Genomic DNA, 14,783 nt, shown 5'->3' on the forward strand with positions numbered 1-14,783 from the left:
GCCGGCCGAGAATCGGCGAATGAGTAGGGAGATGCTGTCAGCACCCTGCCCGATATAGCCGAGAGTTCACTTTACCACCGCCATTTCAAATTGCACCGTCTGAAACTTTCGATAAAACCGTTATTGAAAATTACAACTGGGCAATTAGAAGCACAAGCAGGTGCTGCTGATCGGTTCGGGCTACCAGAACGCTGTTTCCACCGAGCGCTTCACTCGGCACACCTTCGACGCGACGCGCGATGTCCAGATCGCCGATGGCCTCACGCCGTCGGACAGCATGGATAAGGTGACTTCGGACAGGTTGCTGGCAGTCGCCCGGCCATTGGTCAACATGTAGGGCGTGCCGAGAAAGGCACCCCCCTCGCCTCGCCAGCATAACAGCGGCCGCATATCAACCGTAGCTCACCGCGCTCCTTCGGTGGCGGTGAGCTACGGGATCGGGTCGTGTCCGACCTGAAGCAGAGCCTGAAGGGCCGGGTCCACGCGATGGCAGCCAACAGGGAGCAGGCGTGAACGGATGCGCTGTGCACGTAGCAACACCGCACCCAAGTCGGCAGTATTCAGTTCAGATTGCCGGAGATGGCAGAGAACTTCGCACTCAGTGAAGTTCCAACGACTTGCAGAGCCCCGATTATGACAACTGCGATCAATGCAGCGATCAAACCATACTCAATTGCAGTAGCACCTTCATCGTCGCTAATGAATTTTTGAAAAATCCGATCCATCACCGCGCCCCTTGCTTGGTAGCGCGGATTATCGCAGACGATTGCTTAAAGACAAATCAATTTCTGGCTAAGTCACTTGCATAGGTGAACATTTCGATAAACAGGACCCGCGGAAGATTGCGCGCGATACAATTGCGGCCAGAGAGGCACAAGTCCAAATCGCAACCTCTTCCCTGCCGTTGCAATGAGGTGACTTGCTATCGTTCAGGGCAACGCCCATCCCGGCCGGAAAGCCGCCGAGGCGCGGGTGTCAGCCAGCTCCGATCCGCAGGGTCTTCGAAGCGTTCCGCTCGAATCTCATATCACGTCGGAAAAGCAGTATTTCTAGCAATCCGAAATAGTGAAATCTGTTGTTCTGGCAACGAACACACGTTGTCCGTCCCTTTTCGGGGTTGAAGATCGGATCTGATTTGGTTCACAGGCGATCCACTTGGGCCTGAGATCACTCACTTCGGATAGCCATTCGCCTTCAGGTGCTCGGTGAGGAACTGCACGATTCATTGCCCGGGCCTCCGCCGCACCTTGTCTCACCGGCGGTCGCACAGTGGCTGCCCGCTGAAGCCTGACACATACGCCGGTGCGCCCTCCCTGCATCCGCAGGCGCCCGCAAGGGGTGGCAACTCAGGACGGTGCCAGGCCGCGCGGCGCGGGGGTCAGTGCAGTCGCCACACTCTCGGGTTCGTGGCGACGACGGCTAGGACATAGAAGGCGACGCCGAGCGGCGTGCCATAGGCGATCACGAGGATACCGATCCCGATCCAGCCTGCCAGAAGAGCTAACATCGATAGTATCGCGACAGGGTTCATAGGCGATCCAGTCCAGCCTCAGCCGCTGCTTTGATGGCCGTCGCCCTGACAGCCTCCATCTGTTCCGCCAGCATATCGATGGCCTTCTGAACGACCGCTGGCCAAGGCACGTCATTGTCGTAGAGAAATCGGGCCGCTTTCACCAACGCAGCCACCTCGTTCTCTGAAAGTGGGTGGTCAGTCTTGTCCAACCCAAGGATCTGCTCAGCGAGCGCTGTCGACAGACGCAGGATGTGGCGGACATCTAGAGCCTGAGCATGAGCGTCGCCCATTTCGGATAGCCCTTCGCCCTCGCATGTAGGCGAGGAGCTTCAGTTAGGCCCCTCAGAGCTCGAGTCGTGTTGGAGGTAGCCGTGTCCGACAAGCCACTCCTTTAGGGCGTGGCGTACGGCTTCCGGTCAAGACGGATTCGGGGGCGCGTTGCGCGACACGGCCGGCAAACCTGTCCATCAGGATCACCAAGTATTCAAGGCCGCTTCCACGCGGCGTCAGACGCCTCATCTGACCTCGGTGACAGCACCGGCAGCGGCTTGAAGCACGACCACGGACGCGGCGGCTACGACAAAACCGGAGGCCCATCGCGAACCGGGGGCGGCTCACTTCAGAGAGCCCTTCGCCTTCAGGGACTCGGTGAGGATCTGGTCTACTGCAACATTCTGACCGTCAATGTAGCACTGAAAATCAAAGCCGCTGCCCCGAACATCACGATGTTGAACCACCACAGCACTCGGTCAAACAGGCGCGGCCTCGGATCAGAAGCCAGCGAAGGCGTAACCCGCTGGATCTGCTCCTTGGGATCGGTGAGCAAACGGGTCAGGCACTCGGGAAGGGGGCGTGCTGGCTGGCCAGCGGTGTGTTGTTCCTCGGCCATGCTTACCCCTCCTGACCGCTTCGCCTTCAGTGCCTCTTCCACGAGGCGGGGGATTGGTCTGACGCTCTCGACCTATCCCTGCCACCCCTTCGCCCGCGCAGCCGTTCGCAGGGTCCTCTTAGCCGGCTCATACTTGCTGAGAAGCCGGTCGCGGGCCTCGGCCGGAAGCAAGGCAAGTCGTTCCGGATCTGAATTGTCTTCAACGTCGGCGAGCTTGACGAGGATGGCCCTGAGGGTTCCGACCTTCGCGATGTTGTTGATCCACGCCGCATAGGTGATCTGCCCGCCCGGCTTCGTCAGCATGGCGGCGGAGGTCAGCACGTTGTCGCTGAAGCCTTCTTTGGCCAAGTCGCCAAACCCGTAGCTGGTGTCCTCGATCACATCATGCAGCCATGCGGCCTGCACCGCCTCGTCCCGTTCCTCGTCGGACCAGAACGGACATCCCTCCGAGAGTCTGAGAACACCTGCGGCCACCCGCGCCAGGTGCTCGACAGAAGGCCTACCGGCTTTGTCCACCTGATCTCCATGGAGGATGGTGGCGACCTTCTGTGCGTCGGCCGCGGTTCGGCGAAAGGGAGGTAGGATCAATCGATTAACCCTTCACCCAACGCGCCAGCGAGATCAAAACCGGAGCCCCGCCCCGCCGTGATCCGCGTCATCCAGCACGAACCGCCCGGCCTCGGTGATGCGCGCGCGGCATCTGCGCGGCGGCGCCAACTCAGCCCAGCCCCGCGCCACAAGCGATGGCACGAACAGATCATCGCCCAACCGGATCTGATTGACCTGTTCGAGCCGCGCGAGATCGACGAAGCCCGCACCTGGTGCGAGCGCCAGGAACGAGAGTAGGCGGATCTGCGCGGCTGAGGTCGGCTCACAGGCATGGAGACCTCTCCCGGCCGACGAAAGCTGCCATCACGGCTCCGATGATGACGGCCGCGCTTCCCACGCAGATCAACGCGAACCGCTCAGCGGCAAAGCTCGGCCGCTGCAGCAGGACCGGTCCCATGATCAAGAACAGGCCCGCGATCGGCACATTGAGGGCCAGGGCGGTGATGGCGAGCGCCAGCCAGCGTGGCATCGTTCGTTCCTGCTGCTGCGTCGGCAACGGGTCGCCGTTGAAGTGTGTCACGATCCCTTCCGCTCCCGGAACCTGATCCCGGCCCCGCCGCCACTCTCGGGGATGAAATCCAGGCCGGCCGTCATGGCTGCCTCTTCTCTCTCCAGAGCGCGGCGAAGAAGCGGGTCAGTCCTTGCGCGTCGATCCCTTTTGGCGGCTCGGCTTCGGACTGCAGCCCTGACGCTGGCTGGCCGACTTCGCCAATCACCTCGTGCAGCACCTGCGCCAGGAGTGGCGGCCACTCCACCCCGTGGTCCTGCAGAAGGCGCGCGGCCTTTGCCAGCGCGACGGTCTGATCCGCAGGCATTGCCCGTCCCATGATCTTCGTGTCGAGCGCACGGTCGGCCAGCAAGGTGCAGAGGCGTAGCACCTCCGAGATCTGCTCAGGTGAGGCAGGCTCGACGGTCATGGCTCACTCCCGCAGACGCACACCAGGCCGCCCATGGTTCAGGAATTCGACGCCGGCCGCCTCAAGGGCTGATTGCACGCGGCGCACGATGTCGGCCCCACTGGTGATCTCGGCTGGCCCCTTTCCTTCCATCTTCCGGATCGTGTTGACGTGCAGCTCCGCCCGCGCAGCGAGATCGGTTTGCTCGACGCCTAGCAGCGCGCGCGCGGCCTTGAGCTGATTGCCCGTCACGAGCATTGATGTTTGCCACACACTTAGGAGTTGCGACCCATTCCGACACAGGTGTGTGTATCACACACACGGTAAAGTCTCCAGCCGGCATAGACAGGCCACTCAACCATATCTCTCCAGCATCGCACCTCCTGGAACGCCGCTCTCCGGAGCGTCCGCGATGACCGAGCCAAGATCCCGGCCGGGTGACGAGTTCCTGCCCGTGGCAAGCGCGGACAGCGACGGCTCGGCCGTTGCTTGATGGAGGCTCTGGAGGAACTGCCGCCGCTCGACCTGCGAGATGGTGGCAGGCTGAGGCTTTCGGTCAGCATCGGCGTGGCGCAGGCGTTAACGCCGGACGACGCGTGGCCAGACCTGATGCGTCGGGCGGATCGGACACTCTCTGAGGCCAAGGCGAGCGGTCGGTGTCGGATCGCTTGCGCGGCTTGAGGCTGGATCGAGAAGACCCGGCTGTAGTTGCTGGCGACCAACCTGCTGCACTACGGCTTCTGACGAACGCCGCTCACGCATCTGGTGCGGAACGACCAGGACCGCGAGGCCGCGGCGTTCGAGACCGTGCTGCCGGAGGCGACGGCCACGCCCCCCAGCTCTGATGCGACCGTGTCCGCATCAAGCCCCTGCGCTGGAGCGGAAACGGCAACGTCATCGCCTCGGCTGGCACCGGCCTGCTGACCTGCTGGAACGCCCCGGATGCCTAGCATCGTTCCGTTTGAGATGTGTATCTAAGTATTTGGGCTACTGGGATAAGCCCAAGACTGAGCATTCGGGGTGCCCTGCACGTGCTTGGACGCGTGCCGCATCAATGAAAGACTGCCTCATCGCTGGCACCACGGACCGTGAGTGGGCGGCAGAGGACGAGCTTATGTCCGCCATAAGACGAGCTATCAGGTACGCCCGCGTATGGCGGCCGAAGACAGCTCGCGAAATCCGGCTGATGTGGCGCTGCAAGCCCGTGGATCGGATCGTTCGCTGGATCGGAGCCCCAGGCCGAAGGCGCGCGGGTTCGGTTCGGAACATCTCCGCCGAACGTGCATCGGTGCCGTCGCAAGCCCCGGCCGACAACGTCGTTTCGCTGACATGGGCTCAGACCTACGGCCGTCCGGCGGAGCAAGGCTAAAGGCGGCGGCCGCGATCAGGACGCCTTCCGTCTGTTATTCTGGCGCTCTGCAATGCCCCCCACACGGCCCAAGCCGATGGCCTTGGCGAGGGCGGAGCGCTGGGCAGCGTAGCTCGGAGCAGTCATCGGGTAATCGGCGGGCAGGCCGTAACGGTCGCGGTAGCTGCGCGGGTCGAGCCCGTGGCTGCTCAGGTGGCGCTTGAGGGTCTTGTAGGTCTTGCCGTCGATGAAGCTCACAATCCCGTCGTCTCGGATCGACTTACGGATCTGAGCGGGAGTCGGCTTCTCGATCTCGGCGTCCGGAGCCGCAGCACCCGCACTGCCCGTGGCGGTGAGATTGGAAACCGCGTCATGAACCCTCGCGATCAGGGCCGGCAGCTCGGCTGGTGGCACAGGGTTGTTCGAGACGTAGGCTGAGACGATCTCGGCGGCCAGCTCAGTGAGGTTGACGCCGACCTCTTGTGGTTCTTCGCTCAAGGCTCTTGCCCCTATAGATCCCATCAATCGCGGCAATGATATAGGAACGCCGCGAAATCAAGTCTGCGATTTTAGTTGCACGCAATCCATCTAGATGGATGGTGGGCCTTGCACGCGATCGTATAAGCTTTCAGATATCGAAAATTCGTGTAAATCTTAGTTTACACGCTGCGCGGAGATCCCACCGAGCGGCGCCGCACGAACAAGCGAGAGCATTCACGAGCCTCCGCACGTCGCTCAGGTGCGGGCAGCGCTGCGGCACCGAGGCCCTCTTCAGGCGACGACGTTCGAGCGATTGACGGTGTCGCCAGACGGGAGGAGGCTCGGTGCGGGGGCGGCTACGGAGTTAGCCACCATGAGCAACTTCGATCACATCCTGAACTGGAAGCTTCTTGCGGGCTCGCATCCCTTCCCGGGACCGGACGGGGGAACCTGCATCAATGAGGCGGCGGTGGTCGCGTGCGGTTTTCCCTACCAGCGTATCGGCTCGGTCGAAGCTATGCCAGCCTGCTTCTCGCGCCCGATCTGCCGGCTCGCCATGCAGCTGAACGACAGTGCGACGAACACGCAGCGGCAGCGCCTGCTGCCGTTCGTGACGCGGCTGGCCTGTGCGGACGCACCCAAGGTGGAGCGTGAACGGGAGCGTTACATCGACGCTCATCTCAATCGAGGCGGATTTTTCGCGACCGAATTCCGCTTCGATGAAGGGCTGCGAGCCTTGGAAGGCGCACTCGCCATCGGGCGGCAGGCGGATCCTCTCGGTATCGACGAGGCCGCAAGCCGGCTGGACGCAGTCCGTGGTCCAGCCACGCCGGTGAAGAAGCGCTCCGGCCCTTTGCCGGCGAAGGTGAAGGGGTGGCTGGGCCTGCCGCAGGCGCTTGAGAACGCCGGGTGACCCCCACGTGCGAACGATGATGCAGAACCTCAGAAGCTCGGTCAGGAGGCACGTAGGAACCGCTCGGCCTCCTGCTCGGTGCCGGCCTCACCACGATTGAGGCGGGCCTGCATCGTCGTGCTCGGCTTAGGGTGGGCTTTGGCTCGGGCCTCAACGGCGCCCTCCTCGCCAGTCTCCAGGTTGCGGGCGCTGGGAGCACCCCGCTCCCGAACTTCGAACGCGCCGAAGCCGCGCAGCTCGACTTGGTCGCCGTTCGCCAACGCCTCGCACAGCTCGGCGATACTGTCCTCACCGCGCAGGCCCTCCAGCACGAGGCGGATCTTCGCCTCCGCCGAGAACTGCCGGCGCGTGGCCCGGCGGATGTCCTTGATCACGGCTTCTGCCGGCTTCCGCGCCGGCCCGGACGACTGCTTCATCTTCGTGCCTCGAGGCTACGATGAACCAGCCATCCTCCGTTCGTGAAGACCCTCGATCTGACTCAGGAGCGCTGAGGGTGGACAAGGCCTACGACCCGCAGATTGCCGATGCGGCACCGTTATCGAGCGCGCTGAGGAGCGGCGAGCGACTTCAGCCGATCAGGCGGAATGAGACTTCTCGCGGGCGGTCGAGCGGTCGGAGCTGTGCGCCGAAAGTCAGTCGGCGGGTGATAAGATGAACGGACTTGGCTCACGTGGAAGAGCCACCCACTCTTCGACGAGCCAGGGATTGCGCTGCAGCAGCGCCGGAAGGACATCGGCAGCCTTCTCTGGACGGCGCCGGCCGTGCTCCCCCTGCCGCAGGGTGGAAGCCGGCATGCCGATGCTCGCCGCGAAGATGGGTTGCGATGTGCCGGCGCGCCTGCGGATCGTACGCGCGTCGATCACGGCCGGCACGTGCACGGCCGGCTTGGCTTCCCTTTCGCCTGCGGGATCAAACGACGTGAGGCTGACCTTGGTCATGCCCGTGGTCTCGCCAGCGATCGCTACAGCCAAATGCGATCAGCTCTCTCACCGAACGCGAAATACCTGCTTTCGAAGATTGCAACTGCATTCAGACCAGCCTCTCATGCCACCGTTTCGCTTCACGGAAAGGCTCCCAGGGTAAGCGGGACAGGCGAAGGGAAACCTACTTTACTCACCTGTGTTGGGATGAATGGAGGCTCAGGCCGCTCACTCGAACAGCCCACGTTTCCGTCGCCGCCGCAGAGCGGCGTCAGAGATCACGGGAGGTCACCCGATGCATGCTACGGAGATTGGTGCCGGAGGCTTAGACGCTCATCGCCACGCCTCCTCCGACTTAGCGCCGCTTACGAAGCTTGAACGCGACCTGCTGGAGGTGTTGACCGACAAAGCCGTTTGCACGAGCGTGCTGCACGCCAGGGTACGGCTCCTGAACGGACTTACGCCCACGACAACACGGGACCGAGACCGTGTCGTTGCGGCGTGCGAGGAGCTGGTGCGGCGTGGGCTGGCCTCTCGGCAGGACGCTCCGAAGACCACTTGGTGGCACCGATCTAAGACCGGCCAATCCAGAGCATGCTGACTTGAGCAAGGGGGCGCCACATCCGAGAGCGGCGCAGAGTGTGAGGACGCGGTAGGCTAGCCAGTGGGAGATGCCGCACTGTCGCTTCTGTGTTGCCCTCCGGCACACGCGACGCGCCCGTGCGCGAGAAGATTGTCACGGCTGAGAACGCGCCTGAGGCCGTGTCAGCGGCCAAGCGCACCCCGATTGATATGGTCGGCCCTGGCACCAATGCGATCTACCTGACCGTCGCCAAGGGTCACGGGATCGGGGGTCACGGGATCTGGTCACGCGCCGAGGCGACGTCTAGCCGATCGCACCTGCTGACGAGCACCGTGCGACCTCGGTGCAGCGAGACCCAGCCGGATCCGGATGGGAACGACGATGCGGGCCAGGTCGTTTAGCGGTCATGTCCGACCGCGCGCCCTTCATCGTCGTGATCTCCCTGGCGGCCAGCTACACTGCTGTCTTCCTTGCCGCCGTGATGATGCAGGCCCTTTAGCCTTCCCTATCGCTGTGCTGTTGGGGGCGTCGACGTATTCATCGCGATTTTCGCGGCATTGAGCCCGTCCGCGTCTGTGCATCGGTTCAAGTGTGCAGGTACCCGCCGAGCAGGATCAGCCCCATACCCGAGATGAGACCGGGGTATCCTGGGCCATGGTCGGACCGGTACGCGAGGCCACCCAGCAAGGCGAGACCTGCAAGCATGCACCCTACGCCCATCGCAGGCTCCTATCGCAGCACGCCACCAGAGTAACATGAGCAGACAGAAGAAAGATAGTGCCGCGACAGCCCGAATTCAGAAGCATGGCCTCAGCAGAGAACTTGAAATGCGCACTATCATGCCACGATCGAATCAAGACCGGCAGCTATCTGTATTCAATATGCCAGACGCCGGGCCGGTGTGACCCGGAGCTATCCTTCGGCTGGAAGCCGAGGTTCGCCGACCTCGGGTCGGATAAAGTCGGCCATCGCCGGCGGCACAGGCAAGGCGCTGTCCTGCGGAGCGTCGGCACGCCGTCCGCCAGCCCCGCTGGCCTCGACGGCGCGCCCTGGATCGGCGCGGATGGACTGTAGCTCGCACTCGCTTTGAGTATGCGCATGTCCCTCGCCGCATGCCGCCGAACGTTAGCGGATCAGCTTACCTGCGGCCGGACTGCTGACCGGCCTATTCCTGGCTCTTCTCGGGAGAGATAGGCCGGTCAGCACGCCTGTTCACGCCGAGATGTCAGAGGCCGCTGTCCCGCCCCGTGCTGCAAACGATAACGATTCAGCACCCCGGCGCGCCGCGTCGGCGAGCACTCAAGGCTACCGGAGGGGCGGGCGACCCCAGCGAAGGCTTGAGCTTCGAGGCGGGCTGTATGCACGGACGCGCAGTCTGTGGGTCCGATAAATCACGATCGCTTCTGTGTACCCCTCCGGCGCTCCGATAGGACGCTCGACGCGCCCGTGCGCGCGGAAAGCATCACGGCCAGGAACGGGGCGGAGCCCATCGAGGCGGCCAAGCGCATCCATGTCGACATGATCGGCTCGGATGCGAATGCGATCTACCTGGCCGCCCCCAACGGTCACGTGATCTGGTCGCTGCGTCTGGGCGATGTCTGGCAGGCGCAAGACTCCGAGGAGTAGCGGGCGAAGCGAACCAAGCGGGCCAGCAGCTGGCGCGCGACAGGAGTGGTGAACGTCAACGGCCGGGTCTATCCTGATCCCGGGGCGCTACGAGACGGAGGTCTGCCATGACCTTCATCGTCACAGGGTTGAGCGTATCGGGTCCGGCTCTGATAGGCTGTGACTCCGAGATCGGGGCGCTGGAGAAGGCTGCGGAGCTGATCCGCGCGGGCTTCGCCGAGGTCCTGATCGCCGACGGCCAGGGCGTGCAATACACGCCCAGCCAGTTCCTCCGCGCCTTCCATCTCTGATCAGGGCTGCGAAGGGTCCATAGGAGGGTCCGATGCGGGAGAACCTCCCCCTGCCGCTGATCCTGGCATTCGTGTTCACGGCCGGCTGCATGCTGATCCAACGGCTTGAGCAATATGCCGAGTACGTCGAAGACGTGTTGATTCCGGCGTTTTTGATTGTGGCTGGTCTGGCGACGATCGCTTTGCTCGGGCGCTACGCCGATGGCGCGCACGCCTTTCCGCGGTCCTCGTCGCGGCAAGTGCAGATCTCGGAAGCACTACCGCCGCCGTCCAAGCTCGGGTTGCCGGGGCTTATTTGGAGCGCCCCAAGATTTAGGCCGTAATGTGGTTGAGGATCCAGAGCGCGATTTGGACACTGGTCGGCCCGCTAAGTGTCTGATCTGAAAATGGACGGGCGGATCCCTTTCGGCTACGGATCACGGCCAAGGAGCCCCAGGCGATCTTGGTCAAGCGGAAAAGAAGATTCCGCGAGGCCCATAAGGCGAACGCAACAATATCCGTGAAATGTACATAGTCGTCTCGTAGCCTAAGCGTAAGCTTAGCCATGGTGCGGTTATTCGAAGAGCGCGCTGCAGAGCTTCTCCATCCCAGATACCGAGACGCGGCCGGCGCGATGATAGCCAGCATCAGGAACCGCACCGCTATCCGTCAGTTGAGCGTGCAATCCAACTTTGCGCGTGGTGCGGCCATGAGCACGGCGGGGCTGACGGGGCGGTTCTGGTTCCGGAAATCTTGGACGGGCAAGCTCGTCCTCTTGGTCGAGGAGGAGCGGCCGCGTTGGTTCGGCGGTCCCGGGGAGACGAAGCGGCGGTGGCGTGACGCCAAGCTTCTCGATCTCGCCGAAGCGCCGATGCGCACGCTGCTGACCTTGGAGCGGACCTACCGCGTGGAACACCCGGTAGGTCCGGCCCGCGTGGTTCAAACGGCTTTACCGGCCGGGGTACGGGGCACGGTCGTGCCGCCCCCTGCTCCTTGAGCGAAGCCAATAGCACCCGAAGGCGCGGGCCGAGCCAGGGGGTGAAAGGCTCGGCCCACCTGCCGTTCGGCTCTGTACCCCCAAAGCCGCAGCGACGCCTTAGACGACCACCCGTCGGTTAACGGACCCTTACCCCCGCCAGCCAAGCCTGTGGCGTCGCCTCGAACGCATGGTCGTGCGTTGGTCACGTGGGGCATAGGGAGCGGGAAATTCATGAACACCGCCGTTTGCCCCCGCTGCGGCCTCACGGATTTCGGGACGGACGAGCAGGGGGCTGCCGACACCGGGATCTGGGCCGAGGAGTTCGTGCGCCTGTGTGAGCACGTGCACGAGCGCCGGCACCTGAAGGATCTGCGGACCCACACCTGCCCGCATTGGGCCAAGGCCATGCAGGACGCTACCGAGGCCCAGGAGCGGCGCCGGTGAGCGCCGGCGCGTTTGTCCCCTGTCTGCGGGTCTCCACCGAGCGGCAGGGTCGCTCAGGGCCCGTACTCGAGGCCCAGCGCCGGGCCGTGGCCGACTTCCTCAACAGCGACTCCTGGCGGCGCGTGGCTGAGCTTGTCGAGGTGGAGAGCGGGGCGCGCGACACGCGCTCGCACCTCGCCGAAGCCCTGAGCGACCCTGCCGATTGCACAGCGCCACGCTCGTGACCGCCAAGCTCCACAGGGTGTCCCGCGATGCCGCCTTTCTGCTCAACCCGCGAAGGCCGGCGTACGCTTCGTGGCGGCCCGGGGTGGAGCGTGGACAGCCACACAGGTGCGGCGGGTGCGCGCGTCCTACGACCGGGCCGCCAGGCACAGCGGACCGATGTGGCGGCCAGGATCTGCCGCCGATGCGGCGCTCTGACTCGTATGAGCTTACGCGCGGCCACTGAGCCAAGTGTGGCCTCCGAGCCTATCGAGATCGGAACGCGCGACGCGATCATCTGGACCGTGGTCGTCGTGACCTTCTTGGTACTCGCGGGATCGATCGTCGATTGGTCTTCCCGAACTTCAGCCCCGCATCTCCGTCTCGGTCCGAGCCATGGCGCGTTCCCAAGCAATCTTGGCGATGCGTTCAGCCCGCCACGGGATTTCGCGGGCGTGGCGGCTTACGGGGATCGGCCAAGGCGCATCGCGCGGGGATGAGGGGCACCACCCCGTTCCAACTGGCAGTCCAGCCTGACGTCGCTGAACGGTACGATACCGATCTAGCGCCACCGGATCGTTGATCTCACGCAAGCGTGTTGAGACGCGTTCTGAAGCCCACTAGGGCCAGACCTGTCGCCGGTGAAATGGCGCATCGTCGAGCGACGCGCGCTCGGCCGCCCTTGGCGGCGAACTCCCAGACCGGCACGCCCCAGTCCTGGCCGGCCGGTTCCCGTAGGCCGAGGTCTGCTCGAACAGGACGCGGGTCGCCTCGCCTCCCAATACCGGCACGGCTGGGGTCACCGGCGCGCCGCACCGTTCGGCCTGCGGCGTGTAACGCCCAGGCGTGAGGGAACAGCAGAACTCAGTAAGGATAACTTGTATGTTCCATATTGAGCCGATCCATCGTTTCGCATTGAAGCAACAAGCAACATTTTAACCATCTAAATTGCAATACTTGCGGAAGATCCGTGGAACGGAACTTGAAACTTAGCCTCCGATCCCGGCCGCCTGTATCAAGCTGGGAGATAGAGGTGCGAGGTCATGAGTACGGCCGTTGGCATCCTGATCCTGGATGAACCGCAGGACCTGAGCGCGACTGTTCGCGCCACTCTGGAGCACATGCCGGAGTTCCACACGATCAACGAAGAGGACTTGGATCGGTTCGGTGCCGGGAACGCGGTTGCCCTGGTCTTCCTCGACGAGATCCGGCTCGCGGACGGGATCGCCCGGATCGCCGGCCTGAAGGAGCGCCAGCCCGAACTCCGGACGCTCGTGGCCTTCGGAGCCCTGACCGCCGACGACCTGCGTGCACTCCTGGCCGCTGGCGCCGACGCCTTCGTGGCGCGCTCGAAGTCGCTGCGGGAAGTCGGCGCCGCCCTGCGGGCCCTCGCGAAGGGTTCGGGCTGCCTCGTGCCGCCGGAACAGCCCGCCGCCGTTGCGGTGGACCAAAGCGAAGCTCTCGGGCTCACACCGCGCGAGGTGGAGGTGCTGCGCTTCCTCTGCGCCGGCTTCAGCAACAAGGAGGTGGCCCGGCGCCTGGCGCTGAGCGTGCGCACGGTGGAGACCCATCGGCTCAACCTGCGCCGGAAGACCCAGACCGGGCGGCTGAAGGACTTGGTCTCGCTCGCCCGCCAGCTCGGATTGGCGCCGGTCGAGGAGGGCGACCTGGGTCGGCGCGGCGCCAATCGGAGCCGGCACTAACAGCGGAGTCCAGGCGGGACGCACCGTGTCTCGTTCGGCACTTGTCCGAAGCCCGTCGAGCGGGCGGCCTTCCGCGCCGACGGTGCGTACACCTTTTCGAGCCGGTCACCTGGAGAGGCATCGGGATCGCGCGGCCCCGCATCCCCACCGCGGTGGTCGGAGGACCCACCCGCCAGGGGCCGCTCGGATCGCCAGAGAGCGCGCCGGCGCCCGCGGATAGATCAGGCGGGCGTGGGGCCCGCCGATCGCCCTCGCCCCCCCCCTGAGCTTAGCTATAGGACGATGACGAGCGGACGGGATGAGCGCCGGCACGGATCCTCTGCGAGCCATCGCCGGGATGCGAGGCCGCGCCATCCCGACATCTCCGTTGGCGCAGGTCTCCAAAAGCATGCCGCCCGGTTCGTGACGGGCGAGGCGAGCGAACCGACATGAAAGAGCCCGCCGCGGCGAACCGGACGGGCAGGATATGGTCCAGACTGGGAACTCGGGAGAATCCCCTTGCGGGTGATCGTTTCCCAGGAAATCGCTTACACGGCCAGTAGCGAGAGCACCGTCACGGTCACATCCGTCACAACGACGGACGATAATACAGAGATCACGAACCTAGGCATGGTCGATCCTCCTGTTTAGGTGTTCTACTTTATGTGTCTGTTAGCCCTTGTACGCTCCCGAACATTTCCAAAAAAGGAGGCCCGCTACGCCAACGCAGCGGGCTAGTCCGGGTCAGGAAAACCAACCGCCAGGAGAGGCGGATGATTCCAGTATATATCCGTATATAGATCTGTCTACACACAATCGAGCTGAGCAGTTCTACCTTTGGCCGGACTGCGATCTTAAGAGTTGAGCCATTGCCAAGCATCGCGCGCATGAAGAAGCCCGCCGCGGCGAACCGGGCGGGCTGAAGGTGGTCTCTTATACGGGACAGGACCGCCGTAGCGCTGCTGAAAGGCAGGTCCCCCATCTGGATGAACGAAAAAGCCCGCCCGGATCGGCCGGGCGGGCACCGAACACATCACATCGCGTCAGGGTTTCCCCTACCGACGCGAAAGGCGGGCGAACGGTTCCCGGAGCAGGGGGAGGCCCCTCCCCAACCGCGCGAAGATTGAACCGCCCCGTGGGGCCGCTCGTTCTCCCGCCGAAAGGAGTCCCCTATGAGCGCGCGAGTCTACTCAGATGTGAACACAACCTCGGCGAGCAACGCGGCCGCAAACACACCAGCCCACCGGCTGGGCCAGGATATCAACACGATCGACCAGCTCAGCAGCTTGGTCCTGCTCGGCGTCGGAGTCGCGGGCGCGGTCGTGGCCATCCTGCTGATCTGGCTGGTGGTCGGCTAGAGGCGAGGGCGCACACGGGAAAGCCCACCGCGGCCGGGCCGAGGTGGGCATGACCGATGAACGCCTGACACGA

22 protein-coding genes and 1 pseudogene are annotated in these 14,783 nt (G+C 64.0%); 11 read left to right on the top strand and 12 right to left on the bottom strand.

All coding sequences use genetic code 11. The features are described from left to right. The first annotated feature begins 160 nt into the window (after positions 1 to 160). On the top strand, positions 161 to 337 hold the full coding sequence (locus ACYCO6_RS31155) for a hypothetical protein (RefSeq protein WP_459766623.1): 177 nt from the start codon (positions 161 to 163) through the stop codon (positions 335 to 337). 223 nt (positions 338 to 560) lie between these two features. Here the strand turns inward: ACYCO6_RS31155 and ACYCO6_RS31160 are convergent, their stop codons facing one another. From ACYCO6_RS31160 to ACYCO6_RS31180, 5 genes are all read right to left on the bottom strand, one after another. Then, complete coding sequence (locus ACYCO6_RS31160; RefSeq protein WP_459773795.1) at positions 561 to 725, bottom strand: Flp family type IVb pilin; 165 nt, start codon at positions 723 to 725, stop codon at positions 561 to 563. 653 nt (positions 726 to 1,378) lie between these two features. Further along, the gene (locus tag ACYCO6_RS31165) at positions 1,379 to 1,507 is read right to left on the bottom strand and encodes a hypothetical protein (RefSeq protein WP_459766625.1); all 129 of its coding nucleotides are present in this window, start codon (positions 1,505 to 1,507) and stop codon (positions 1,379 to 1,381) included. 20 nt (positions 1,508 to 1,527) lie between these two features. After that, positions 1,528 to 1,803, bottom strand: a complete 276-nt coding sequence (locus ACYCO6_RS31170; protein ID WP_459766627.1) for a hypothetical protein — start codon at positions 1,801 to 1,803, stop codon at positions 1,528 to 1,530. A gap of 371 nt (positions 1,804 to 2,174) precedes the next feature. Then, positions 2,175 to 2,402, bottom strand: coding sequence for a hypothetical protein (locus ACYCO6_RS31175; protein WP_459766629.1), 228 nt, complete (start codon positions 2,400 to 2,402; stop codon positions 2,175 to 2,177). A 72-nt stretch (positions 2,403 to 2,474) separates the two neighbouring features. After that, positions 2,475 to 2,918 carry an HD domain-containing protein gene (locus tag ACYCO6_RS31180; RefSeq protein ID WP_459766631.1) on the bottom strand — a complete coding sequence of 148 codons (444 nt, stop codon included), beginning with the start codon at positions 2,916 to 2,918 and terminating at the stop codon, positions 2,475 to 2,477. Between the two features lie 129 nt (positions 2,919 to 3,047). On the opposite strand from ACYCO6_RS31180, the gene ACYCO6_RS31185 reads away from it, so the two are divergent. Continuing rightward, positions 3,048 to 3,248: a hypothetical protein gene (locus ACYCO6_RS31185; RefSeq protein ID WP_459766633.1), complete on the top strand. Its 201-nt coding sequence runs from the start codon at positions 3,048 to 3,050 to the stop codon at positions 3,246 to 3,248. A 25-nt stretch (positions 3,249 to 3,273) separates the two neighbouring features. On the opposite strand, the gene ACYCO6_RS31190 is transcribed toward ACYCO6_RS31185, so the two are convergent. The 4 genes from ACYCO6_RS31190 to ACYCO6_RS31205 form a co-directional block, all read right to left on the bottom strand. After that, positions 3,274 to 3,531, bottom strand: coding sequence for a hypothetical protein (locus ACYCO6_RS31190; protein WP_459766635.1), 258 nt, complete (start codon positions 3,529 to 3,531; stop codon positions 3,274 to 3,276). 70 nt (positions 3,532 to 3,601) lie between these two features. Further along, complete coding sequence (locus tag ACYCO6_RS31195; protein WP_459766637.1) at positions 3,602 to 3,928, bottom strand: hypothetical protein; 327 nt, start codon at positions 3,926 to 3,928, stop codon at positions 3,602 to 3,604. A 3-nt stretch (positions 3,929 to 3,931) separates the two neighbouring features. Further along, positions 3,932 to 4,165 (bottom strand): helix-turn-helix domain-containing protein, encoded by a 234-nt coding sequence (locus ACYCO6_RS31200; RefSeq protein WP_459766639.1) that lies wholly within the window; start codon positions 4,163 to 4,165, stop codon positions 3,932 to 3,934. Positions 4,166 to 5,291: 1,126 nt separating this feature from the next. Then, a complete protein-coding gene (locus tag ACYCO6_RS31205; RefSeq protein WP_459766641.1) occupies positions 5,292 to 5,753 on the bottom strand; it encodes a Ros/MucR family transcriptional regulator in 462 nt (153 codons plus the stop codon). 355 nt (positions 5,754 to 6,108) lie between these two features. On the opposite strand from ACYCO6_RS31205, the gene ACYCO6_RS31210 reads away from it, so the two are divergent. Then, the gene (locus ACYCO6_RS31210) at positions 6,109 to 6,648 is read left to right on the top strand and encodes a hypothetical protein (protein ID WP_459766643.1); all 540 of its coding nucleotides are present in this window, start codon (positions 6,109 to 6,111) and stop codon (positions 6,646 to 6,648) included. 41 nt (positions 6,649 to 6,689) lie between these two features. Here ACYCO6_RS31210 and ACYCO6_RS31215 read toward each other — a convergent pair whose 3' ends face one another. The 3 genes and pseudogenes from ACYCO6_RS31215 to ACYCO6_RS31225 form a co-directional block, all read right to left on the bottom strand. Then, positions 6,690 to 6,929 (bottom strand): HU family DNA-binding protein, encoded by a 240-nt coding sequence (locus ACYCO6_RS31215; RefSeq protein ID WP_459773796.1) that lies wholly within the window; start codon positions 6,927 to 6,929, stop codon positions 6,690 to 6,692. After that, positions 6,915 to 7,064 (bottom strand): annotated as a pseudogene (locus ACYCO6_RS31220) (IS3 family transposase); the annotation flags it as partial. The pseudogene ACYCO6_RS31220 and the gene ACYCO6_RS31215, both read right to left, overlap by 15 nt. A gap of 216 nt (positions 7,065 to 7,280) precedes the next feature. Further along, positions 7,281 to 7,586 carry a helix-turn-helix domain-containing protein gene (locus ACYCO6_RS31225; RefSeq protein ID WP_459766645.1) on the bottom strand — a complete coding sequence of 102 codons (306 nt, stop codon included), beginning with the start codon at positions 7,584 to 7,586 and terminating at the stop codon, positions 7,281 to 7,283. A 2,011-nt stretch (positions 7,587 to 9,597) separates the two neighbouring features. On the opposite strand from ACYCO6_RS31225, the gene ACYCO6_RS31230 reads away from it, so the two are divergent. The 8 genes from ACYCO6_RS31230 (at position 9,598) to ACYCO6_RS31265 (ending at position 14,710) form a co-directional block, all read left to right on the top strand. Further along, positions 9,598 to 9,777 carry a hypothetical protein gene (locus ACYCO6_RS31230; protein WP_459766647.1) on the top strand — a complete coding sequence of 60 codons (180 nt, stop codon included), beginning with the start codon at positions 9,598 to 9,600 and terminating at the stop codon, positions 9,775 to 9,777. Between the two features lie 107 nt (positions 9,778 to 9,884). Continuing rightward, positions 9,885 to 10,067 (top strand): hypothetical protein, encoded by a 183-nt coding sequence (locus tag ACYCO6_RS31235; protein ID WP_459766649.1) that lies wholly within the window; start codon positions 9,885 to 9,887, stop codon positions 10,065 to 10,067. Between the two features lie 32 nt (positions 10,068 to 10,099). Further along, positions 10,100 to 10,390, top strand: coding sequence for a hypothetical protein (locus ACYCO6_RS31240; RefSeq protein WP_459766651.1), 291 nt, complete (start codon positions 10,100 to 10,102; stop codon positions 10,388 to 10,390). 365 nt (positions 10,391 to 10,755) lie between these two features. Then, complete coding sequence (locus tag ACYCO6_RS31245; RefSeq protein ID WP_459766653.1) at positions 10,756 to 11,043, top strand: hypothetical protein; 288 nt, start codon at positions 10,756 to 10,758, stop codon at positions 11,041 to 11,043. A gap of 213 nt (positions 11,044 to 11,256) precedes the next feature. Then, positions 11,257 to 11,469 carry a hypothetical protein gene (locus ACYCO6_RS31250; protein WP_459766655.1) on the top strand — a complete coding sequence of 71 codons (213 nt, stop codon included), beginning with the start codon at positions 11,257 to 11,259 and terminating at the stop codon, positions 11,467 to 11,469. Continuing rightward, positions 11,466 to 11,693: a recombinase family protein gene (locus tag ACYCO6_RS31255; RefSeq protein WP_459766657.1), complete on the top strand. Its 228-nt coding sequence runs from the start codon at positions 11,466 to 11,468 to the stop codon at positions 11,691 to 11,693. The genes ACYCO6_RS31250 and ACYCO6_RS31255 overlap by 4 nt, the downstream gene beginning before the upstream one ends. A gap of 1,020 nt (positions 11,694 to 12,713) precedes the next feature. Next, positions 12,714 to 13,373 carry a LuxR C-terminal-related transcriptional regulator gene (locus ACYCO6_RS31260; RefSeq protein WP_459766659.1) on the top strand — a complete coding sequence of 220 codons (660 nt, stop codon included), beginning with the start codon at positions 12,714 to 12,716 and terminating at the stop codon, positions 13,371 to 13,373. A gap of 1,151 nt (positions 13,374 to 14,524) precedes the next feature. Continuing rightward, a complete protein-coding gene (locus tag ACYCO6_RS31265) occupies positions 14,525 to 14,710 on the top strand; it encodes a hypothetical protein (protein WP_459766661.1) in 186 nt (61 codons plus the stop codon). The last annotated feature ends 73 nt before the right edge of the window (positions 14,711 to 14,783 follow it).

Source organism: Methylobacterium sp. CM6257 (genome assembly GCF_054611515.1).